This window comes from Streptomyces sp. CG4, assembly GCF_041080655.1.
Taxonomy (GTDB): domain Bacteria; phylum Actinomycetota; class Actinomycetes; order Streptomycetales; family Streptomycetaceae; genus Streptomyces.
In genome coordinates this window covers 1,257,103-1,277,364 of sequence record NZ_CP163525.1, presented here as the reverse complement: position 1 = coordinate 1,277,364, position 20,262 = coordinate 1,257,103, and the positions used below count along the sequence as shown (strand labels likewise).

Below are 20,262 nucleotides of genomic sequence, written 5' to 3'. Positions count from 1 at the left end.
CCCTGTTCGAATGCGGGCGCGAGTCGGAGCGCTGCGCGGGTGATCAGGGAAGCGGCAGCGCGATGACGGTGACAGAGGACGGCCCGACGGCCACGGACGAGGTCGTGTACGGCCCCGGCATCGACCCCGAGCGCCTGGCCGTCTGCCTCGCCGTGCTCGAGGAACTCGACACGCTGGAGGTCGACCACCCGGACGCCATCGCGGTGCGCCGGGCCACCGCCGGCATCTACCGCACGGTCAAGCAGCGCCGCCGCCAGGAGCGCCGGGCCGCCAAGACCGCCCACGACAAGGCGGTCACCGAGGCCACCGCGACCGGCTCCGCCGAGCGCATCGACGACGAGACCGAGGGCCTGCTGCCCAGCTCGAAGATCGAGGAAGGCAGGATCGCGGGCATATTGCAGCGCCCGCGCTCCTGCTACACCTGCAAGACCCGCTATGTCGAGGTCGACTACTTCTACCACCAGCTCTGTCCGGACTGCGCCCGCACGAACCGGGCCAAGCGCGACGCCCGGGCCGACCTCGCCGGCAAGCGCGCCCTGCTCACCGGCGGCCGTGCCAAGATCGGCATGTACATCGCGCTGCGGCTGCTGCGCGACGGCGCGCACACCACGATCACCACGCGCTTCCCGAAGGACGCCATCCGCCGGTTCAAGGCGATGGAGGACTCCGCGGACTGGATCCATCGGCTAGAGGTGGTCGGCATCGATCTGCGCGACCCCGCGCAGGCCGTCGCGCTGGCCGAGCGGGTCACCGAGGCCGGTCCGCTCGACATCCTGATCAACAACGCGACGCAGACCGTGCGCCGTCTGCCCTCTGCCTACGCGGCCCTGGTCGACGGCGAGACCGCCCCGCTGCCCGCCGGTGAACTCCCCGCGCATCACGTGATCGGCGCGTTCAACTCCGGCGCGGTCGACGGCATCGCCGCGCTGCCCGTCGGCACCAGCGGCCTCGACGCGCAGAAGGTCGCCGACCTCGCCCTGGTCGCGGGCAACGCCAGTGTCGCCCGGCACGTCGCGGGCACCGCCATCGACGCCGGCGGCCTCGTCCCCGACGTCGTCGACACCAACACCTGGGTGCAGACCATCGACCAGATCTCCCCGGTCGAACTGCTGGAGACCCAGCTGTGCAACTACACGTCGCCGTTCATCCTGATCAGCGCCCTGCGCCCGGCCATGGCCGACGCCGCGAAGAAGGCGGCCAGCGGACGCGCGTACGTCGTGAACGTCTCGGCGATGGAGGGCGTCTTCGCCCGCGGATACAAGGGCGCCGGGCACCCGAACACCAACGCTGCGAAGGCTGCCATGAACATGGTCACGCGGACCAGCGCCCAGGAGATGTTCGACGCCGACGGCATCCTCATGACCTCCGTCGACACCGGCTGGATCACCGACGAGCGGCCGCACTACGACAAGCTGCGGCTCGCCGAGGCCGGCTTCCACGCGCCCCTCGACCTGGTCGACGGCGCCGCCCGCGTCTACGACCCGATCGTCCGCGGCGAGGCGGGCGAGGACCTGTACGGCGTCTTCCTGAAGGACTACGCGCCCGGCAAGTGGTGATCGCGCCGGAGACGCCACGCCCGCCTAATCCGGTGGCCGGCGCGACCGCCCCCGTCCTAGGGTGAAGCGGTCGTGCCGGAGTGCCCGGTGCGCAGGCGACGCGTTCTTCATGGTTGTGATCCATCAGCAGACCCCAGCGGGACTGCGGGCCTCTCGGGGCCGACGCGTAGCCTTCCGGATCTCGGGCACCCCGCGCCGACGGCCGACTGACGGACCATCAGCCACCCAAGGCCGTCCCGGCGGTCATCGACAGCCGATTCCGTCACTCGCGCAGAACCGCGCCGGCCGGTCACCCAAAGCCCGGGTCCGGTCAGTCGCCCGAGGCCGCGCCGGCGGGTTGTCGAGGTCCGGTCTGGTCGGTCGCCCGAGGCCGCGCCGGTGGGTTGTCGAAGTCCGCCCGAAGCCGCACTGGTGGGTCGTCGGAGTCCGGTCTGGTCGGTCGTCCGAGGTCGTACCGGCGGGTCGTCGAAGGCCGGTATCGTCAGTCGCCCGAAGCCGCACCGGCGGGTCGTCGGAGTCTGGTCCGGTCGGTCGTCCGAGGTCGCGCCGGTGGGTTGTCGAAGTCCGCCCGAGGCCGCGTCGGCGGACTGTCGGAGTCCGGTGTGGTCGGTCGCCCCAGGCCGCCACGGCGGGTCGTCGGAGGCCGGTCTGATCGGTCGCCCGAGGCCGCACCGGCCGGTCGTCGAAGTCCGGTCTCGTCAGTTACCCGAAGCCGCACCGGTGGGCCGTCGAAGGTCGCACCCGGCAGCCCCCGCGGCCGCACGCCCTGGGGGCTGCCGCGTGTCAGTCGACGGCGCCGAGTCGTGAATGGCGGGCCGCCACCAGCTCCAGCACCGTGCGCCAGTCTTCCAGGACGCCCGCGTCGAAGCCCGTCGTACGGCTCTCCTCTTCGGCCTGGCGCAGCCGCAGCACATCGTCGTCGGCGGGTCCCGCGTCCCCGCGCACCAGGCGGAAGACCCGCTCCCCGAGCAGGGAGCGCACCGCCTCGGCCGCGCCGAGCGCGTCGCCCGGCTCGTCGCCCGGGCTCAGTACCGGTCCTATGCCGTGCACCAGCCCCGCGACCTGGAGCTCCTTGTCGGCGGGGCGCCTGCGGCGCAGCAGCGCGGCGGTTCGCAGCGCGTGCTGGTGCCGGCCGGCGTACAGCAGATCCATCAGCTCCTCGACGCTGCGCAGCTCCATGCGTCAGTCCTTCCGCGAGACAGCCGTTGCAGCTCATCAGCAGATCATGGCGAGCTTGCGGTCCGGCCAACGGCACTTGAACTGAGCCACATGTAGGCCGATTGGGTGAACCGCCCCGGCGGCCGGGCGAGCGGCTCATGGCAAATGGCCGCATATTAGGAGTCATTGGGCGGCAAACGACTTCTTATAGTTACACCTTGTTTGCACTCCCGATCGAGCGCACCACCGCTCATTTGGGTAATCTGGAGGGGTGGACAGCAGCACCGGGTCCCACCCAGACCCAACGTTCGCACCGGCGCCACCGCGTCCGAACTGGCCTTGCAACCAGAACCCGAGTGGGCGTCGAGTGCCGAAGCGCAGGCTGTCCGGCATGCCCTCGAGGGTGACCGACACATAAGGAGTGCGCGGTGACACCGGACAAGACGAATCGCGATCAGCGCCCCAAGGAACGTACGGAGCGCGTGGGACGGCGACCCGGAGAGCTCGGCAGCCTCGATGTGTGGGCCCGGTCCGCCCCGATCCGCCTCGCGGGCTACGAGGACGACCTCGCCGAACCCCACATCCTGCCCAGCGTGGACTGACCTCGGGGCCGGATCTGGGCCGGATCTTCGCGATCGCCGCAGGCATGGGCGTGACCTGACAGACTCACGCCCATGCTGATCAGAGAAGCCGTGGCCGACGACTGGCCGCGGATCTGGCCTTTCTGGCGCCGGATCGTCGCCGCAGCCGAGACCTACGCCTGGGACCCGGAGACCTCCGAGGAGGACGCCCGCGCGCTGTGGATGAACCCCGCCAAGCGCGTCTACGTCGCCGAGGACACGGCCGGACGCGTGGTCGGCTCGGCCTATCTCACCCCGAACTACGGCGGCCCCGGCGCCCGCGTGGCCAACGCCGGCTTCATGGTCGACCCCGACTGCGCCGGCCAGGGCATCGGCCGCGCCCTCGCCGTACACGTCCTGGCCGAGGCCAGGGCCCACGGCTACCGCGCGATGGTCTTCAATGCCGTGGTCGAGACGAACCCCGCGGTCGCCCTCTGGACCTCCCTCGGCTTCACCGTCCTCGCCACGATCCCGGAGGCCTACGACCACCCCCGCCACGGCAGGGTGGGCCTCCACATCATGTACCGGGCGCTCGACTAGGGGGGCGCAGGCGCACAGGCAAGGCTCGGGCGCATGAGCGCGACTCAGGAGCCGGCCACCGGCGCCGTCCGCCGCCAGGGGCGCAGCCGCTCCAGTTCCTCCGCCAGCTCCAGCAGGACGGCCTCCGTACCCGGACGGCCGACGAGCTGTACGGCGCACGGGGCGCCCGAGCCAAGGGTGCCGCACGGGACCGACATCGCGGGCCAGCCGGTCAGGTTCCAGGGCGGGGTGAACGGGGAGTACGCGGTGTTGGCGAGGATGTTGCGCAGCCAGCCGCGTTCGTGCCAGGGGCCGGCCGCGGGGGAGCGCCGGGCCAGGGCCGGGGTGAGCAGGACGTCGTGCTCGGTGAAGAAGGGGGTGAGCCGGTCGCGCAGCCGCTCACGGCTGTCTCCGGTGCGCACCGAGCGGACGAACCGCCGGCCCAGGTCCGCGTGCACCCGGGTCCGCCGGGCGAGCCGCGCCCGGTCCAGGCCCGCGGCGTCCACCGCCGTCCCGGCCGTCCAGTGCCGCAGCGCGGTCACGCCCAGCGAGAGCGGATACGGCGGCTCGGCCCGCCGCACCCGGTGCCCGGCCCGCGCCAGCATCCCGGCCGCCTCCCGGACCGCGGTCGTATACGGTCTGCTCACCGCGACCCCGGCCAGCGGGCTGCGCAGGGCCACCGCGATCCGGCGGGGTGCGGGCTGCCCGGACCGTCGTACCTCCGTGCCCGCGAGGACGCCCAGCGTCAGCCGCAGATCCTCGACCGTCGTGGCCAGCGGGCCGTTCTCCGCCATGCCGAACCAGTCGCCCTGGCCGATCCCCGCCGGAATCACCCCCAGGCCCGGCTTGAGCGTGACCAGGCCGCAGTTCGCGGCCGGGATGCGCAGCGAGCCCATCCCGTCGTTGCCGAGCGCGACCGGCACCAGGCCGGCGGCCACCGCGGCCGCGCTGCCACCGGAGGAGCCGCCCGCCGTGCGGGAGGGGTCCCACGGATTGCGGGTGATGCCGAAGACGCCCTCCGTGGTGCCGAAGACACACAGCTCGGGCACGTTCGTCAGACCGACGACCACCGCGCCGGCCGCCCGCAGCCGGGCCACCGTGACATGATCCTCGGCGGCCGGGGTGTCGGAGGTGGCGGTGGTGCCGTCGCGATGGGACTCGCCGCGCACCGCCAGATTGTCCTTGACGGCCACGGGCACGCCGGCGAGCGGCAGTTCGGCCAGATCGGCGCGGGCGGCCACCGCGTCGGCCTCGGCCAGCGCCGCCTCGGCCCGCACCTTCCGGAACGCCCCGATCCGTCCGTCGATCCGCTCGATCCGCGCGAGGCACTCGGCCACCACCTCCCGTGGCGTGACCTCCTTGGCGCGGACGGCGGCGGCTGTCTCGGCGGCGGTCCGCCCGACCCGGTCACCCACGGGCACTCCTCGCTCGGTCGTCGGCTACTCGCCGGTATGCATCACGGCGCACGGAGAACTGTGCCCGGTCGGGAGCGGTACGTCGAGAGGCCCGTCACAGCAAGGCACTGATCGTCCGATCAATACGTGAAGTGCGGCCCGCTGCAGCCCCGTTGACAGCCCGGAGGCCACCCCACCATCATCAGACATCCGATGAATCGGACTGCATGGGAGCCGCTCATGAGCATGTGTCCCAGACGGCTGATCCTGGGCGCGGCAGCGGGCGTCACCGCCTCGGCCGCCCTGCCGCTCACCACCACGACCCCCGCGCGAGCCGCCGGCGAGCAGGGATCACTGGCCGCCGCGGCGCAGGGACCGTGGGCCGCCGTCCCCGATCCGGTGCCCGTCCCGCTCGACGTCCTCTTCGACAACGACGGCATCGACACCGGCGCCGCCCGCGGCGGCGACTTCGACGGCTCCGGCTACACCTTCCCCGGCGAGGAACTCCCCGCCGGCCCGGTCGAGGTGGCCGGCGTGCCCTTCCGGTTCCCCGCCTCGACCGCGGGCAGCCGCAACAACGTCGTCGCCCTCGGCCAGCGCCTCGACCTGCCGAAGGGCCGCTATCTGTCGGCCTTCTTCCTCACCGCGGCCAGCTACGGCAACGCCTCCGGCACGGCCACCGTGCACTACGCCGACGGCACGACCAGCACCGCCGGCCTCGGCGGCGCGGACTGGTACGCGGCGGGCGGCCCGCTGTCGGCGCCCTACCGCTACCGTCCCGACGGCGGCAAGGACGAGCACAGCGTCGGCATCGGCGTCTCGGAGATCTGGCTCGACCCGCGCCGGGAGGCGGTCGCCCTCACCCTCCCCGTCACCAATCCGGCCGAGGCGAACAAGGCCTCCCTGCACCTCTTCGCCCTCAGCCTCCAACCCGCCGCCGAGGGAAGGGCGTTGACCCTGCGCGCCCCGCACTCCACGCCCTCCCTGCTCGAACCCTCCGGCGCACAGAGCGTGGAGGCCACGGTCGTCAACGCGGGCACCGTCGCCGTGCTGGCCGCGGACGGCGTCTCGGTCAGCGTGGACACCGAGGGCGCCCGCACGGTCCAGCCGGCCCGGATCCGCCGCCTCGACCCCGGCGAACAGGCCCGCGTACGCATCGGTATCCGCAACAGCCCGGGCACCGCGCCGGGCACCCGCCGGGACGGCACGGTCACGGTGACCGGCCGAGGCGCCCGAGCGGCCGCGAGCAGGGCGACATTGACCCTCGGCACCGCCGACTACCGGCCCACCGAGACCTCCCTCTCCGCCCACCAGGCGCCGTACTGGTTCCAGGGCGCCAAGTTCGGGATCTTCATCCACTGGGGCGTCTACTCGGTCCCCGCCTGGTCACCGGTGGGCAAGCAGTACGCCGAGTGGTACTGGGACCACATGCAGGATCCGGCGGGCGCGGTGTACGCCTACCACCGGGACACCTACGGCGAGGACTTCGCCTACGACGACTTCATCCCCCGCTTCACCGCGGAGCGGTTCGACCCGCGAGCCTGGGTGGAGCTGTTCCGCGACGCGGGCGCCCAGTACCACGTCCTGACCTCCAAGCACCACGAGGGCTTCGCCCTGTGGGACACCCGGGTCAGCGACCGCAACGCCGTCAAGATGGGCCCGAAGCGGGACCTGGTGAAGGACCTCTTCGAGGCCAGCCGCCGCTACGCTCCCGAGCTCCATCGCGGCCTGTACTTCTCCATGCCCGAATGGTTCAACCCGGACAACCCGTGGATGGGACACGCCCCGCGCAACCCGTACACCCTCCAGCCCGTGCCGTACACCGGCTACACGGCCGGCAAGGACTACGTCCACGACTACCAGGCCGCGCAGCTGCTCGAACTGATCCACGGCTACGACCCCGAGATCATCTGGTGCGACATCGGCGGCGTGAACGACAGCGTCCACGTCCTCGCCGAGTACTTCAACCACGCCAAGAACCGGGCCCGTCCGGTCGACGTCACGGTCGACGACCGCTCCGGCATCACCGTCCACGACTTCACGACCCCCGAGTACACGACGTACGCCAACACGGTCGTCGCCAAGTGGGAGGCCAGCAGGGGGCTTGACCCCTTCTCCTACGGCTACAACCAGGCGACGCCCGACTCCGCCTACATGACCGCGGAGGAGGTGGTCCACACGGTCGTCGACATCGTCTCGAAGAACGGCAACTTCCTCCTCGACATCGGCCCCCGCGCCGACGGCACGATCCCCGAGATCATGCAGACCCGGCTGCGGGAGACGGGCGCCTGGCTGAAGACCAACGGCGAGGCGATCTACGACACCACCTACTGGTCGCGGATGGCCCAGCTCGGCGACGAGTTGCGCTTCACCGTCCGCCCGGACGACGCCTTCTACATCCACTCCCTCGCCGCACCCGGCCCGAAGCTCACCGTCGAGGCCCCGGTGCCGGTGCGCCCCGGTGACAAGGTCACGATGCTCGGCCATGACCGGCCTCTGACCTGGACGCTCACCAACGGCGCACTCGTGATCGACGTACCGGAGGCGGCCCGGAAGGCGGGCAAGTACGCCTGGGTGTTCAAGGTGGAGTGGCATGGCTGAGCACCGCCGCGGAAGGCTCGGGCTGCTCGGTCTCGCCGCGGTGCCGGCCCTCTCCTGACCCGAGGAGTACGCACATGGATCTCTCCAGGCGCGTCTTCGTCACCTCGGCCGCTGCCCTGGCGGCCACGGTCGGCCTTCCGGCCCTGCCGGCCGCCGCCGCGGACACCGACCGCTCCCGCATCCCCGTCGGCCCGGCCGACACCGAGGCCGAGCTCGTCCGCAAGGCCTCCCAAGTCCGGCCCACCGCACGGCAGATCGCCTGGCAGCGGCTGGAACGCACCGCCTTCCTGCACTTCGGCGTGAACACCTTCACCGGCCTGGAATGGGGTACCGGGGACGAGGACCCGGACGTCTTCCAGCCGGCCGGCCTGGACACGGACCAGTGGGCGCGCGCCCTGCGCGACGGCGGTTTCGAACTCGCCATCCTCACCGTCAAACACCACGACGGCTTCGTTCTCTACCCGTCCCGCTACACCAAGCACACGGTGGCGAGCAGCAGTTGGCGGGGCGGCCGAGGCGATGTGCTGCGCCCGTTCGCCGACTCGATGCGCCGCCACGGCCTCAAGGTCGGCGTCTACGTCTCACCGGCCGACGAGAACCAGTACCTGCACGGCGTCTACGCCAACGGCAGCCCGCGCACCGCCAGGACGATCCCGACACCGGCCGAGGGCGACGACCGCGCCCCGGGCCGCGTCTTCACCCTCGACGCCACCGACTACGGCGCGCACATGCTCAACACGCTCTACGAGGTGCTCACCGAGTACGGGCCGATCGACGAGGTCTGGTTCGACGGCGCCCAGGGCCGTATCCCTCCGGAGAAGGTGGAGCGGTACGACTGGGACAGCTGGTACACCCTGGTCCGCTCGCTCGCCCCGGCCGCGGCCATCGCCGTCTCGGGCCCGGACGTGCGCTGGGTGGGCAACGAGGGGGGACTGGCCCGGCAGGACGAGTGGAGCGTCGTACCGGTCGCGGAGAAGGACAACGGCCGCACCGACTACGCGCTGGCCTACGACGCGCCCGACGAGGGCAGCCGGTCCGCGCTGCTCGCGGCCCGCGACGTCGCCGGCTATCTGCAGTGGTGGCCCGCCGAGTGCGACGTGTCCATCCGGGACGGCTGGTTCTACCACCCCGGCCAACAGCCCAAGTCGGTGGAGCAGTTGACGGACATCTACTTCCGTTCCGTGGGCCGCAACGCGGTGCTGCTGCTCAACGTTCCGCCGGACACGGACGGTCTGCTGCCCGCGGCGGACGTGGCACGGCTGCGCGCATTCCGCGAGCGCATCGACCGGGAACTGCCCGAGGACCTCGCCCAAGGCGCCCGGACCACCACCTCACCGGGGCGGGTGAGCGTCGACCTCGGCACGGAGCGGGAGGTGGACCGGATCCGGCTGGCGGAGGACATCCGGCACGGGCAGCAGATCGAGGGGTTCGTCGTCGAAGCCCAGGTGGACGGTGCGTGGTCACAGGTGGCCGCCGCCGGGACGGTGGGCGCGAGCCGGATCCTGCTGCTGGCGGCGCCGGTGCGGGCCCGGCGGTGGCGGGTGCGGGTCACGGCGGCCCGGGCGGCCGTACACCTGGACCAGTTCGCGCTGTACCGGTCGCGCGACTGACCGCGAGGACGGTCACCTTCACACAGACGGCTCCCCGGGGCGCACCGGCGCCGTGCTGCCCCGTACCGTCAGGCGGGGGACCGGCACGCGTACCGCCCGTGCCGGTCCCCCGTCCAGCAGTGCCGTCAGTTCCCGTGCCGCCGTGCGGCCGAACTCCGCGCTGTCCCGGGAGAGGGCGGACAGCCAGGGCTTGACCATGCGGCACAGGGCCGAGTCCTCCCAGGAGACGACGGAGACGTCCTCCGGTACCGAGTGGCCGAGTTCGGCCGCCGCCGACACCCCGGCCACCGCCATCACGTCGTTGTCGTAGATCAGGGCCGTCGGGGGCGCGGCAGCGCGCAGCACGCGGCAGGTCACGGCCGCGCCCTCCGCGTCGGAGTAGTCGGTGGTGACCGAGCGGACCTCGGTCAGACCGCGCCGGTCGGCCTCGGCGCGCAGGGTGCGGATCCGGCGCTGGGTGTGAGCGAGGCCCGGCAGCCCGGCGATGTGCACGATCCTGCGGTGGCCCAGCGTCGTCAACTCGTCGACCACCGAGGCCATCGCGCCCGCGTCGTCCGCCCAGACCGCCGACAGGTCGGGATGGCGTTCGTCGGGTGCGCCGCCGATCACGACGGCGGGCAGACCGAGTTCGTCCAGCAGGCCGGGGCGGGGGTCGTCGGCGCGCGGGTCGACCACCAGGACGCCGTCGACGCGGTGTTCCGCCCACCAGCGGCGGTAGACCGCGCATTCGTCGGCCACGTCCTCCACGACCTGGAACAGCAGCCCCAGATGCCGTTCGGCGAGCACCTCCTGGATGCCGGAGACGAGTTGGAGGAAGAAGGAGTCGACGCCCAGGGTGTGCGCGGGACGGGCCAGGACGAAGCCGACCGTCGCCGCGCCCTCGCCGGACAGGGCGCGGGCGGCCGTGCTGGGACGCCAGCCGAGCTGCTCGGCGACCCGGCGGACCCGCGCACGGGTGACCTCGGAGACACCGGGGCGGCCGTTGAGCGCGAAGGACACCGCGCTCTCGGAGACTCCGGCCCGCCGGGCGATGTCCTTCATCGTGGGCCGGCGTGCGGGGGACCGCTTGGTCGGCACGTTTCTCCCCCCTTCCTGACAGTGCTGGCTAATGCGCTTGAGTGTCAAGACCCTAAAGCGCATTAGCGAACTACGGCAAGATCCCGGCCAGAACTCTCTGACCTGCACTAATGAACTTCCCTTTTCTTTAGTTCGGATGACTGCATTGACTTTCTCCGAACGGCGCGGGCAAGGTCTCTGGCACCCCGACAGCCCGACACAGCAAGGGAGCCGTGTCACCGTGCCCCAGTCCCGCAGAGCCCTCGCCGCCGCTGTCGTCGCCCTCGTCCTGCCGCTGAGCGCCTGCGGTTCGGGCGGGGACGGCGGCGGCTCGACCGACGCCTCCGGCAAGGTCGAGGGCGACATCACCTTCCAGACCTGGAACCTGCGCGCGAACTTCACGTCGTACTTCGAGGGCCTCATCGCCGACTTCGAGAAGAAGTACCCCGGCACTCATGTGAAATGGGTCGACCAGCCCGCCGAGGGCTACCCCGACAAACTCAGCGCCGACGCCGCCGGCGGCACCCTGCCCGACGTCGTCAACGTCTCCCCGGACCTGGTCGCCCCCCTCGCCAGGGCCGGGCTCGCCATGGACCTCGACAAAGCCGCCGGAAAGTACCGGTCCGAGTACCTGGACGGCGCCTGGGCCGGCCACCAGGTGCCCGGCATGAGCGGCACGTACGCCTTCCCCTGGTATCTGAACACCGGCCCGCTCTTCTACAACAAGGCGCTCTTCGAGAAGGCCGGGCTCGACCCCGACAAGCCGCCGAAGACCTACGGCGAACTCTTCGCCGACGCCCTGCAGATGGGAAGGAAGAGCGGAGGTCAGGTCGCCACCCTGGCCAACGTGCCCACCATCGAGGACTTCGGTCGCTACGGCGTCACCCTGATGAACCGGCAGGGCACCGCGTTCGCCTTCAACGACGCCAAGGGAGTCGAACTCCTCACCGAGTACAAGAAGTTGTATGACGCCAAGGCCCTCGACCCGCAGGCACTGACCGCGACCCCGGAGTCCTCCGGCAAGAAGTTCCTCACCGGCGCCGTCGCCATGAACCCCGGCAGCGCCCTCGACCTCGACAACTTCAAGAAGAACGCCCCGAGCCTGTACAGGAACATCGGCATCACCGACCAGATCACCAGCACCGGGCACGTCAACATGTATGTGATGGGGGTGATGGTCAACTCCCGCACCCGGCACACCCCGGCCGCCGTGGCCTTCGCGCACTTCGTCACCGACGCCCGCAACCAGATGTCCTTCGCGAAGAAGGTGGCCATCTTCCCGAGCACCGCCGGTTCCCTGAACGACCCGTACTTCACCAAGGAGGACGGCACCGACGAGACCCGGGTGCGCATCGCCGCCGCCAAGTCCCTGAAGAACGCGGTCAACTACACCCCCGTGCTGTTCAGCGACCAGATGAAGACCGCGCTGCGCAACGAGGTGGCCAAGGCGCTCCAGGGCAAGGAGAGCCCCCAGCAGGCCCTCGACAACGCTGTCAACGCCGCCGACCGTCTGCTGCGGCAGGGCTGAGCTGCCGTGGCCGTCCCCGTGCGCATCAGACGCCAACTGCCCATCAGCCCTTGGCTGTTCGCCGCCCCCGGACTGCTCGTCACCGGCGCGTTCGTGCTCTACCCGTTCGTCTCCACCCTGGTGAACTCCTTCACCGACCGCCGCACCCTGCTGCCGGGGCACTTCGTGGGCCTCGCCAACTTCCGGGAGCTGCTCCAGGACGACATGTTCTGGACCGGGCTGCGCAACAGCACCCTGTACATCGCCGGGGTCGTCCCCGCCCTCGTCGTCCTGCCGTTGCTGCTCGCACTGCTGGTGCAGAAGAACATCCCCGGCATCACCTTCTTCCGCTCCGCCTTCTACACCCCGGTCGTCGCCTCGATCGTGGTCGTCGGGCTCATCTGGGTGTGGCTGCTGGACGAACGCGGACTGGTCGACTCGGTGCTGGAGACCGCCGGGATCGGCCGGATCGGGTTCCTCAGCGACCAGTGGCTGCTCCTGCTGAGCGCGATGGCCGTCACGGTGTGGAAGGGCCTCGGCTACTACATGATCATCTATCTCGCGGCGCTCGCCCATGTGCCGCGCGAGTTGCACGAGGCCGCCGCCGTGGACGGCGCGGGCCCCGTGCGTCGCTTCTTCTCGGTCACCGTGCCCGCCGTGCGCTCCACGATGGTGCTGGTCGCCGCGCTGTCCTCGGTCGCCGCGTTCAAGGTGTTCTCCGAGGTGTACCTGATGGCGGGCCCGGCCGGCGGGCCGGCCGGTGAGGACACCACCCTGGTCATGCTCGTCCAGCGCACCGGCACCGGTCTGACCGGCCGGGTCGGCTACGCCTCCGCGCTCTCGGTCGTCGTGTTCGTCGTCACCGTCGCGCTGATGCTGCTCGTCCTGCGCGCCGACCGCAGGGAGGAGTCGTGAGCGTCCTGGAGAAGGTACGGCCCGAGCCGCCCGGCACCGCCCGGCGCGAGCCGCGCGTCACCGACGAACACGGTCGCCGTATCCGCGCCGGCGAGCTGGTCTGGCGCTATCTGCTGCTCCTCGGCGTCCTCGCGCTGACCGTCGGCCCGTTCCTCTGGCAGCTGTCGACCTCCCTCAAGGGTCCCACCGAGGACATCTACGGCTCGCCGCCGAGCCTCCTGCCCGCCCACCCCACGCTGCACAACTACACGCGGGTCGCCGACACCATCCCCGTCTGGGACTACGCCCTGAACTCCCTGAAGGTCGCCACCGCCAACGTCGTCACCAACTGCGTCGGCTCGGCGCTCGCCGGATACGCCCTGGCCCGGCTGCGCTTCAGGGGCCGACGCGGGACCACGCTGGCGTTCGTGCTCGCGATGCTCGTGCCCGTCGAGGGCATCGTCATCGCCCAGTTCACCACCATGCGCGAACTCGGCCTGAACAACACCCTGATCGGGGTCGTCCTGCCCGGCGCGATCGGTGCGATGAACGTGCTGCTGATGCGGGGCGCCTTCCGCGCCCTGCCGTACGAGATCGAGGAGGCGGCCTACGTCGACGGCGCCAACGTCTGGCAGCGGTTCCTGCGCATCGCGCTGCCGTCGGTGAAGGGCACGCTGGCCGTGGTCGCGATCTTCGCCTTCATGGGCGCCTGGGACGACTTCCTGTGGCCGCTGATCGTGCTCAGCGACCCGTCCAAGTTCACCCTCACCATCGGCCTGAACTATCTGCACGGCACCTTCGCCAACGACGAACGCATCGTCGCCGCCGGCACCGTGATCGCCGTGGCCCCGCTCATCGCCCTCTTCGCCTGCCTGCAGCGGTACTTCTTCCGAGGTGTCGGCGAGGGCGCCGTCAAGGGCTGAATACCCGTACGCCACTAGGACACTTCATGCCTCCTGCCGTCCGCTTCGGCGTCAACTACACCCCGAGCGAAGGGTGGTTCCACCACTGGCTCGACTTCGACCTGGACTCGGTGCGCGCCGACCTCGACGCGATCGCCGCACTCGGCCTGGACCACATCCGCGTCTTCCCGCTGTGGCCCTACTTCCAGCCCAACCGCACCCTGATCCGCCCGCACGCCGTAGAACAGCTCGTGGCCCTCGCCGACGCGGCCGCGGAACGCGGCCTGGACGTCAATGTGGACGGCCTGCAAGGCCACTTGAGCAGCTTCGACTTCCTGCCCGCGTGGACCCGCACCTGGCACCGGCGCAACCTCTTCACCGACCCGGAGGTGGTCGAGGGCCAGGCCGCCTATCTGCGCACCCTCGCCGCCGCCCTCGCCGACCGCCCCCACTTCATCGGCATGACCGTCGGCAACGAGGTCAACCAGTTCGCCGCCGGCCCCCACCCCGACCCCGACCGCATCACCTCAGCGGAAGCCGAGCGGTGGCTCGTCCGGATGCTGGCCGCCTGCGCCGAGGGCGCCCCGGACCGGCTGCACCTGCACGCCTCCTACGACGCGGCCTGGTACCAGGACGACCAGCCCTTCACCCCCGCCCACTCCGCCCGCCTCGGCGACGTCACCGCCGTGCACTCCTGGGTGTTCAACGGCACCGCCCAGCGTCACGGCCGTACCTCGGTGCCGGCCGAGCATCACGCCGCCTATCTGACCGAGCTGAGCAAGGCCTGGGCGGACGCACCTCACCGGCCGGTGTGGCTGCAGGAGGTCGGCGCGCCCGCGCCGCTCGTGCCCGCCGAGCACGCGGCCGCCTTCGCCGAGGCCACCGTCACCCATGCCCTCGACTGCCCCGACCTGTGGGGCATCACCTGGTGGTGCTCCCACGACGTGGCGCGCGGCCTCGCCGACTTCCCCGAACTCGAATACGGGCTGGGCCTGTTCACCAACGACCGCGCGCCCAAGGACATCGCCCGCGTGCTGGCCGGCGCGGCGCACCGGACCCCTCGGGTTCCGGCTGTGCGCACCACCGCCCTCGTCGTGCCCGACGATCCGGCGCGCCGCTCCCGGTGCGCCCCCGGCGGACCCGTCTTCGACGCCTTCTTCCGGCTCGTCGCCGACGGCGCCCGTCCCACCACCGTCCTCGACACCCGCGCGGACGACAAGGACCACCTCGCCGCGCGCGGGATCACCGAGGTCGTCACTCCCGACCAGGTACTCCCCACCCCACACGGAGGCACCCGCTCGTGAACCCCAGCAGACGCACCGTCCTCGTCGCCGGCGCCGCGGCCACCCTGGTCCCGGCCGCTCCCGCCCTGGCAGCCACCCGTCCGAAAGCCGCCGCCACCGCGCCGTACGCCTCCTACTGGTACCCGGACTCGCTCCCCGCCGGCAGCCCGGACACCGGCATCACCTGGCGCAGCCTGAAGAGCTGGCGCGCGGCCGACGACGCCGACCTCGTCTGCAACGCCGCGTCCGTGCCGCTCGCCGCCCGTTTCACCCCGACTCCCACGAACACCACGGCCCGCTCCGGCCAGGCCCGCATCCAGGCCCTCGTCTCCTTCGGACCCACCTCGAACAACCCGTCCCAGGGCTCGGCCACCGCCGACTACTACGCCCTCACCCACTGGTCCTACCTCGACGAACTGGTCTTCTGGGGCGGCTCGGCCGGCGAGGGCCTGATCCTCGCGCCGAACGCTCCGATCGTGGACGCGGCCCACCGGCACGGCGTCCCGGTGCTCGGAAACATCTTCCTGCCACCGGTGGCGTACGGCGGGCAGCTGCAGTGGACCCGGGACCTCGTGCAGAAGGACGCCTCCGGGCACCATCCGCTCGCCGCGCAACTCGTCGCGGTCGCGGCGGCCTACGGCTTCGACGGCTGGTTCGTCAACGCCGAGACGGGCGGCGGGAACACCGCCCTCGGCCAGGCCATGCTCGGCTTCGTGAAGGAGCTGAAGGCGCTCGCGGCGGCCAAGGGGCAGCGGGTGACCTGGTACGACGCGATGACCGTGAACGGCACGGTCAGCTGGCAGGGCGCCCTCGACAGCCAGAACCAGGCCTTCTTCCAGGCCGCCGACGCCATGTTCGTGGACTTCCGCTGGAGCGCGGGCACGCTCGCGTCCTCGGGCACGAAGGCGGGCCGACTGGGCCGCAGCCGCTATGAGTTGTGGGCGGGAGTGGACGTGGAGTCGAACGGTTCGGACACGTCGGTGGACTGGGACGCGATCGTGCCGTCCGGCAAGCAGCACATCTCCTCGATCGGCTTCTACCGGCCGGAGTGGACCCGCAGCCACCTGCCCGCCGACCAGCGCGCCCCCGAGGACTTCCACGCCGCCGACGACCGGTTCTGGACCGGGCGCTCGGCGGACCCCTCCCGGCCGGACGCGAGTGATCCCTGGCGGGCGCCCGCGGTGTCGGTCGCGGACCGCTCGACGGTGACCTCACTGCCGTTCGCGACCGTGTTCAACACGGGGCACGGGCTGCGCTGGTACGAGAACGGGGCCGTCACCTCGGACACGGCCTGGAACCACCTCGGGCTGCAGGACCGGCTGCCGTCACGGCGCTGGGTGGTGCGCACCACGGGGGAGCGGCCCGCGGTGACCTTCGACTTCGCCGCCGCCTGGCGGGGCGGGAGCAGCGTGCTGGTGGACGGTGCGCTCGATCAACCCGTGGTGGTGGATCTGTACGCGACCCGGCTGCCGATCGGCGCTGACACGGTCGTCGAGCTGACGTACCGGACCGACGCGGGGGCCGTGCACGTCGAGCCGGGCGTGGCGACGGCCGAGCCGAGCGGCGCCGGGGCGGCTCCGCCGTACACGTATCCGGCGGTGACCTCGGTCGACGAGGGCGTCAACGGCTGGCAGTCCGTGTCGCTGCCGCTCACCGGGCTGACCGGCACCGTCCACGCCCTCGGCGTGCGGCTCACGGCCACCGCGGGCCCGGTGCGCTGGCGCCTCGGCGGTCTCGCCGTCCGGGGCACCGGCACCGCCCCGGCAGCCCCCACGGGCGCCCGGATCACCGCCGCGACCGGCGGCGACCTGCGCCTCGCCTGGGACGCCGCCCCCGGCGCCGTCCGCCACTACGAACTGCACCGCGTGCTGCCCGACGGCACCCGGCGCTTCCTCGGCGGCACCTGCCAGCGCGCCTACTTCCTCACCGGCCTGCGGCCCGAGCAGGGGGAGAGCGCCGCACGGTTCGAACTGCGCGCCGTGGGGGAGCTCTACAACGCCTCGGCCCCCGTGACCGTGACCCACACCTGGTAGCCATCCGGACCCCGTAACTCCGCACTCCGCAGGGAGCACCCCCCATGCATGACGACCGCACTCTGGTGGAAGCCCGCCTCAGGCGCGTCCTCGACGAACGCATCCGCCCCGCCGTGTACCCCGAGTCCGTGCCGCTGCGGGTCGCGGTCTGGCACGCGCCCGGTGAGCCCGTACCGGTCGCGGAAGGACTCGCCGCCGAGCCGGAGCGCATCGAGGTCGGCGCCCGGTGGGGGGCTCCCTGGGGCACGAGCTGGTTCCGGGTGACCGGGACCGTGCCCGAGGCCTGGGCCGGGAAGACCGTCGAGACCCTGCTCGACCTGGGCTTCGACGAGAACATGCCCGGCTTCCAGTGCGAGGGCCTGGTCTACCGCCCCGACGGCAGCCCGGTGAAGGGCCTCAACCCGCGCAACCAGTGGGTCCGCGTCGGCGCCCCGGCGGCGGGCGGGGAGGAGGTGGTCCTGCACATCGAGGCCGCCTCCAACCCGGTCATCCTCGACTACCACCCCTTCCTGCCCACACGGCTCGGCGACAAGGAGACCGCCGGCAGCGATCCGCAGTACACGCTCGCCCGCATGGACCTCGCGGTCTTCGACGACACGGTGTGGCAGCTCGTCATGGACCTGGAGGTGCTCGGTGAGCTGATGGCCGAGCTGCCCGTGGACTCCGCGCGCCGGTACGACATCCTGCGCGCCGTCGAGCGAGCCCTGGACGCCGTCGACCTCCAGGACGTGAACGGCACCGCGGACCGGGCCCGGCAGCAGCTCACCGCTGTGCTCGCCTCCCCCGCCGTGCCGTCCGCGCACCGCGTCAGCGCCGTCGGGCACGCGCACATCGACTCGGCCTGGCTGTGGCCGCTGCGCGAGACGGTCCGCAAGGTGGCCCGTACGACCTCCAACATGACCGCGCTGATCGAGGACGAGCCGGAGTTCGTCTTCGCCATGTCCCAGGCCCAGCAGTGGGCCTGGGTGAAGGAGCACCGGCCCGAGGTATGGGCGCGGGTGAAGAAGGCCGTCGCGGAGGGGCGGTTCGCGCCGGCCGGCGGGATGTGGGTGGAGTCGGACACCAACATGCCGGGCTCGGAGGCGATGGCCCGGCAGTTCGTGCACGGAAAGCGGTTCTTCCTGGACGAGTTCGGCATCGAGAACGAGGAGGCGTGGCTGCCGGACACCTTCGGCTTCGCCGCGGGCCTGCCGCAGATCATCAAGGCGGCGGGCTCGAAGTGGCTGCTGACGCAGAAGATCTCCTGGTCCCGGACGAACACGTTCCCGCACCACACCTTCTGGTGGGAAGGCATCGACGGCACCCGGATCTTCACCCACTTCCCGCCCGTCGACACCTACAACTGCTCCATGAAGGGCAGCGAACTCGCCCACGCGGAGCGCAACTTCAAGGACAAGGGCCGGGCCCGGCACTCCCTCGCGCCCACCGGCTGGGGCGACGGAGGCGGCGGCACGACCCGCGAGATGGTCGCCAAGGCGGCCCGGCTGCGCGACCTGGAAGGCTCGCCGACCGTCGCCTGGGAGACACCCCGCGCCTTCTTCCGGAAAGCCGAGGCCGAGTACCCCGAGGCGCCCGTCTGGGTCGGCGAGCTGTACCTCGAACTGCACCGCGCCACGCTCACCAGCCAGGCCAGGACCAAACAGGGCAACCGGCGCAGCGAACACCTGCTGAGGGAGGCGGAGCTGTGGGCGGCCACCGCCGCCGTCCGCACCGGATTCCCCTACCCCTACGACGAGTTGGACCGGATCTGGAAGACGGTCCTGCTGCACCAGTTCCACGACATCCTGCCCGGCTCGTCCATCGCCTGGGTGCACCGGGAGGCACGGGCGACGTACGAGCGGATCGCCGCGGAACTGAACGACATCATCGACGCGGCCCAGCGCGCCCTGGCCGCCGACGGCGACCGGGAACTGGTCTTCAACGCGGCACCACACAGCCGCGCCGGCGTTCTCGCCGGCGGCGCGGGAGCACGGCGCTTTCCGCAGGGGACGAGCTCCGCCCCGCGCCCCGCCGGTGGATTCGTCCTGGCCAATGGCCTGCTCCGGGCCGAGATCGACGCCCAGGGGCTGATCGTCTCCGTCTACGACATCCAGGCCGACCGCGAGACCATCGCCCCCGGCCAGGCGGCCAACCTCCTCCAGCTCCACCAGGACTTCCCGAACATGTGGGACGCCTGGGACGTGGACGAGTTCTACCGGAACACGGTCACCGACCTCACGGACGCGGAGAAGGTGAGGGCCGGTGAGGACGGTACGTCGGTGCGGATCACACGCTCCTTCGGCGACTCCCGCGTCACCCAGGTGCTGTCCCTGCCGCCGGGCGAGCGGCGCCTGGTCATCGACACCGAGGTCGACTGGCACGAGACGGAGAAGTTCCTGAAGCTGGCCTTCCCGCTCGACCTGCACGCCGAACGCTACGCCTCCGAGACCCAGTTCGGGCATGTCTTCCGCCCCACCCACACCAACACCTCCTGGGAGGCGGCCAAGTTCGAGGCGTGCAACCACCGCTTCGTCCACCTGGCGGAGCCCGGCTGGGGCGTGGCGGTCGTCAACGACTCGACGTACGGCCACGACGTGACCCGCACGGTGCGCGCCGACCCCGACCGCGGTACGACGACCACGGTCCGCGTCTCCCTCCTGCGCGCCCCGCGCTTCCCCGACCCCGAGACCGACCAGGGCGTCCACCGCTTCCGGCACGCGCTCGTGCCCGGCGCGGACATCGGGGACGCGGTCCGCGAGGGCTGGCGGATCAACCAGCCGGAACGCCACCTGACCGGTGCCCATGAGGTGGCCCCGCTGGTCACCCTGGACAACGACGCCGTGGTCGTCACGGCGGTGAAGCTCGCCGACGACGGCAGCGGGGACGTGGTGGTCCGCTTCCACGAGGCCCAGGGGGGCCGGGCCCGCGCGACGCTCACGGCGAGCTTCGAGGTGTCGGACGTGACGGTGACGGATCTGCTGGAGCGGCCACTGCCGGATGCCGTGGAGCGCGCGGGCACCAGCGTCGCTCTTCGCTTGCGGCCGTTCGAGCTGGTGACCTTGCGGTTCAGGCGAGCCTGAGCGCGCCCCCAAGGGGCGCGGGGCAGTGGTGGACCTGCGGCTCCGCCGCGCGGGCGCGATCAGCCCCCGG

At 71.7% G+C, this 20,262-nt stretch carries 13 protein-coding genes; 10 read left to right on the top strand and 3 right to left on the bottom strand.

What is annotated here, in order from left to right:
- Positions 1-62 precede the first annotated feature (62 nt).
- On the top strand, positions 63-1,556 hold the full coding sequence (locus AB5L52_RS05865) for an SDR family NAD(P)-dependent oxidoreductase (protein ID WP_351022736.1): 1,494 nt from the start codon (positions 63-65) through the stop codon (positions 1,554-1,556).
- 783 nt (positions 1,557-2,339) lie between these two features.
- Here AB5L52_RS05865 and AB5L52_RS05860 read toward each other — a convergent pair.
- Positions 2,340-2,735 (bottom strand): hypothetical protein, encoded by a 396-nt coding sequence (locus AB5L52_RS05860; RefSeq protein WP_351568290.1) that lies wholly within the window; start codon positions 2,733-2,735, stop codon positions 2,340-2,342.
- A 653-nt stretch (positions 2,736-3,388) separates the two neighbouring features.
- On the opposite strand from AB5L52_RS05860, the gene AB5L52_RS05855 reads away from it, so the two are divergent.
- Positions 3,389-3,874, top strand: a complete 486-nt coding sequence (locus AB5L52_RS05855; protein WP_369362854.1) for an N-acetyltransferase family protein — start codon at positions 3,389-3,391, stop codon at positions 3,872-3,874.
- A gap of 44 nt (positions 3,875-3,918) precedes the next feature.
- On the opposite strand, the gene AB5L52_RS05850 is transcribed toward AB5L52_RS05855, so the two are convergent.
- The gene (locus AB5L52_RS05850; protein ID WP_369362852.1) at positions 3,919-5,268 is read right to left on the bottom strand and encodes an amidase; all 1,350 of its coding nucleotides are present in this window, start codon (positions 5,266-5,268) and stop codon (positions 3,919-3,921) included.
- A gap of 219 nt (positions 5,269-5,487) precedes the next feature.
- On the opposite strand from AB5L52_RS05850, the gene AB5L52_RS05845 reads away from it, so the two are divergent.
- Together AB5L52_RS05845 and AB5L52_RS05840 are read left to right on the top strand one after the other, a co-directional pair.
- Positions 5,488-7,848, top strand: a complete 2,361-nt coding sequence (locus AB5L52_RS05845) for an alpha-L-fucosidase (RefSeq protein ID WP_369362851.1) — start codon at positions 5,488-5,490, stop codon at positions 7,846-7,848.
- Between the two features lie 74 nt (positions 7,849-7,922).
- Positions 7,923-9,458, top strand: a complete 1,536-nt coding sequence (locus tag AB5L52_RS05840) for an alpha-L-fucosidase (protein ID WP_369362850.1) — start codon at positions 7,923-7,925, stop codon at positions 9,456-9,458.
- An 18-nt stretch (positions 9,459-9,476) separates the two neighbouring features.
- Here AB5L52_RS05840 and AB5L52_RS05835 read toward each other — a convergent pair whose 3' ends face one another.
- Positions 9,477-10,535 (bottom strand): LacI family DNA-binding transcriptional regulator, encoded by a 1,059-nt coding sequence (locus AB5L52_RS05835; protein WP_369362849.1) that lies wholly within the window; start codon positions 10,533-10,535, stop codon positions 9,477-9,479.
- A 220-nt stretch (positions 10,536-10,755) separates the two neighbouring features.
- Between AB5L52_RS05835 and AB5L52_RS05830 the strand changes: the two genes are divergently transcribed.
- The 6 genes from AB5L52_RS05830 to AB5L52_RS05805 are packed head-to-tail and all read left to right on the top strand — an operon-like array spanning position 10,756 to position 20,192.
- Positions 10,756-12,042 (top strand): ABC transporter substrate-binding protein, encoded by a 1,287-nt coding sequence (locus AB5L52_RS05830; protein ID WP_369362848.1) that lies wholly within the window; start codon positions 10,756-10,758, stop codon positions 12,040-12,042.
- A gap of 6 nt (positions 12,043-12,048) precedes the next feature.
- Positions 12,049-12,936, top strand: a complete 888-nt coding sequence (locus AB5L52_RS05825; RefSeq protein WP_369362847.1) for a carbohydrate ABC transporter permease — start codon at positions 12,049-12,051, stop codon at positions 12,934-12,936.
- Entirely contained in the window at positions 12,933-13,838 is a 906-nt protein-coding gene (locus AB5L52_RS05820; RefSeq protein ID WP_351022706.1) for a carbohydrate ABC transporter permease, read from the top strand. The genes AB5L52_RS05825 and AB5L52_RS05820 overlap by 4 nt, the downstream gene beginning before the upstream one ends.
- A 26-nt stretch (positions 13,839-13,864) precedes the next feature.
- On the top strand, positions 13,865-15,121 hold the full coding sequence (locus AB5L52_RS05815; protein WP_351022703.1) for a glycosyl hydrolase: 1,257 nt from the start codon (positions 13,865-13,867) through the stop codon (positions 15,119-15,121).
- Positions 15,118-17,133, top strand: a complete 2,016-nt coding sequence (locus AB5L52_RS05810; protein WP_369362846.1) for an endo-beta-N-acetylglucosaminidase — start codon at positions 15,118-15,120, stop codon at positions 17,131-17,133. The genes AB5L52_RS05815 and AB5L52_RS05810 overlap by 4 nt, the downstream gene beginning before the upstream one ends.
- A 44-nt stretch (positions 17,134-17,177) precedes the next feature.
- Complete coding sequence (locus AB5L52_RS05805) at positions 17,178-20,192, top strand: alpha-mannosidase (RefSeq protein WP_369362845.1); 3,015 nt, start codon at positions 17,178-17,180, stop codon at positions 20,190-20,192.
- Positions 20,193-20,262 lie beyond the last annotated feature (70 nt).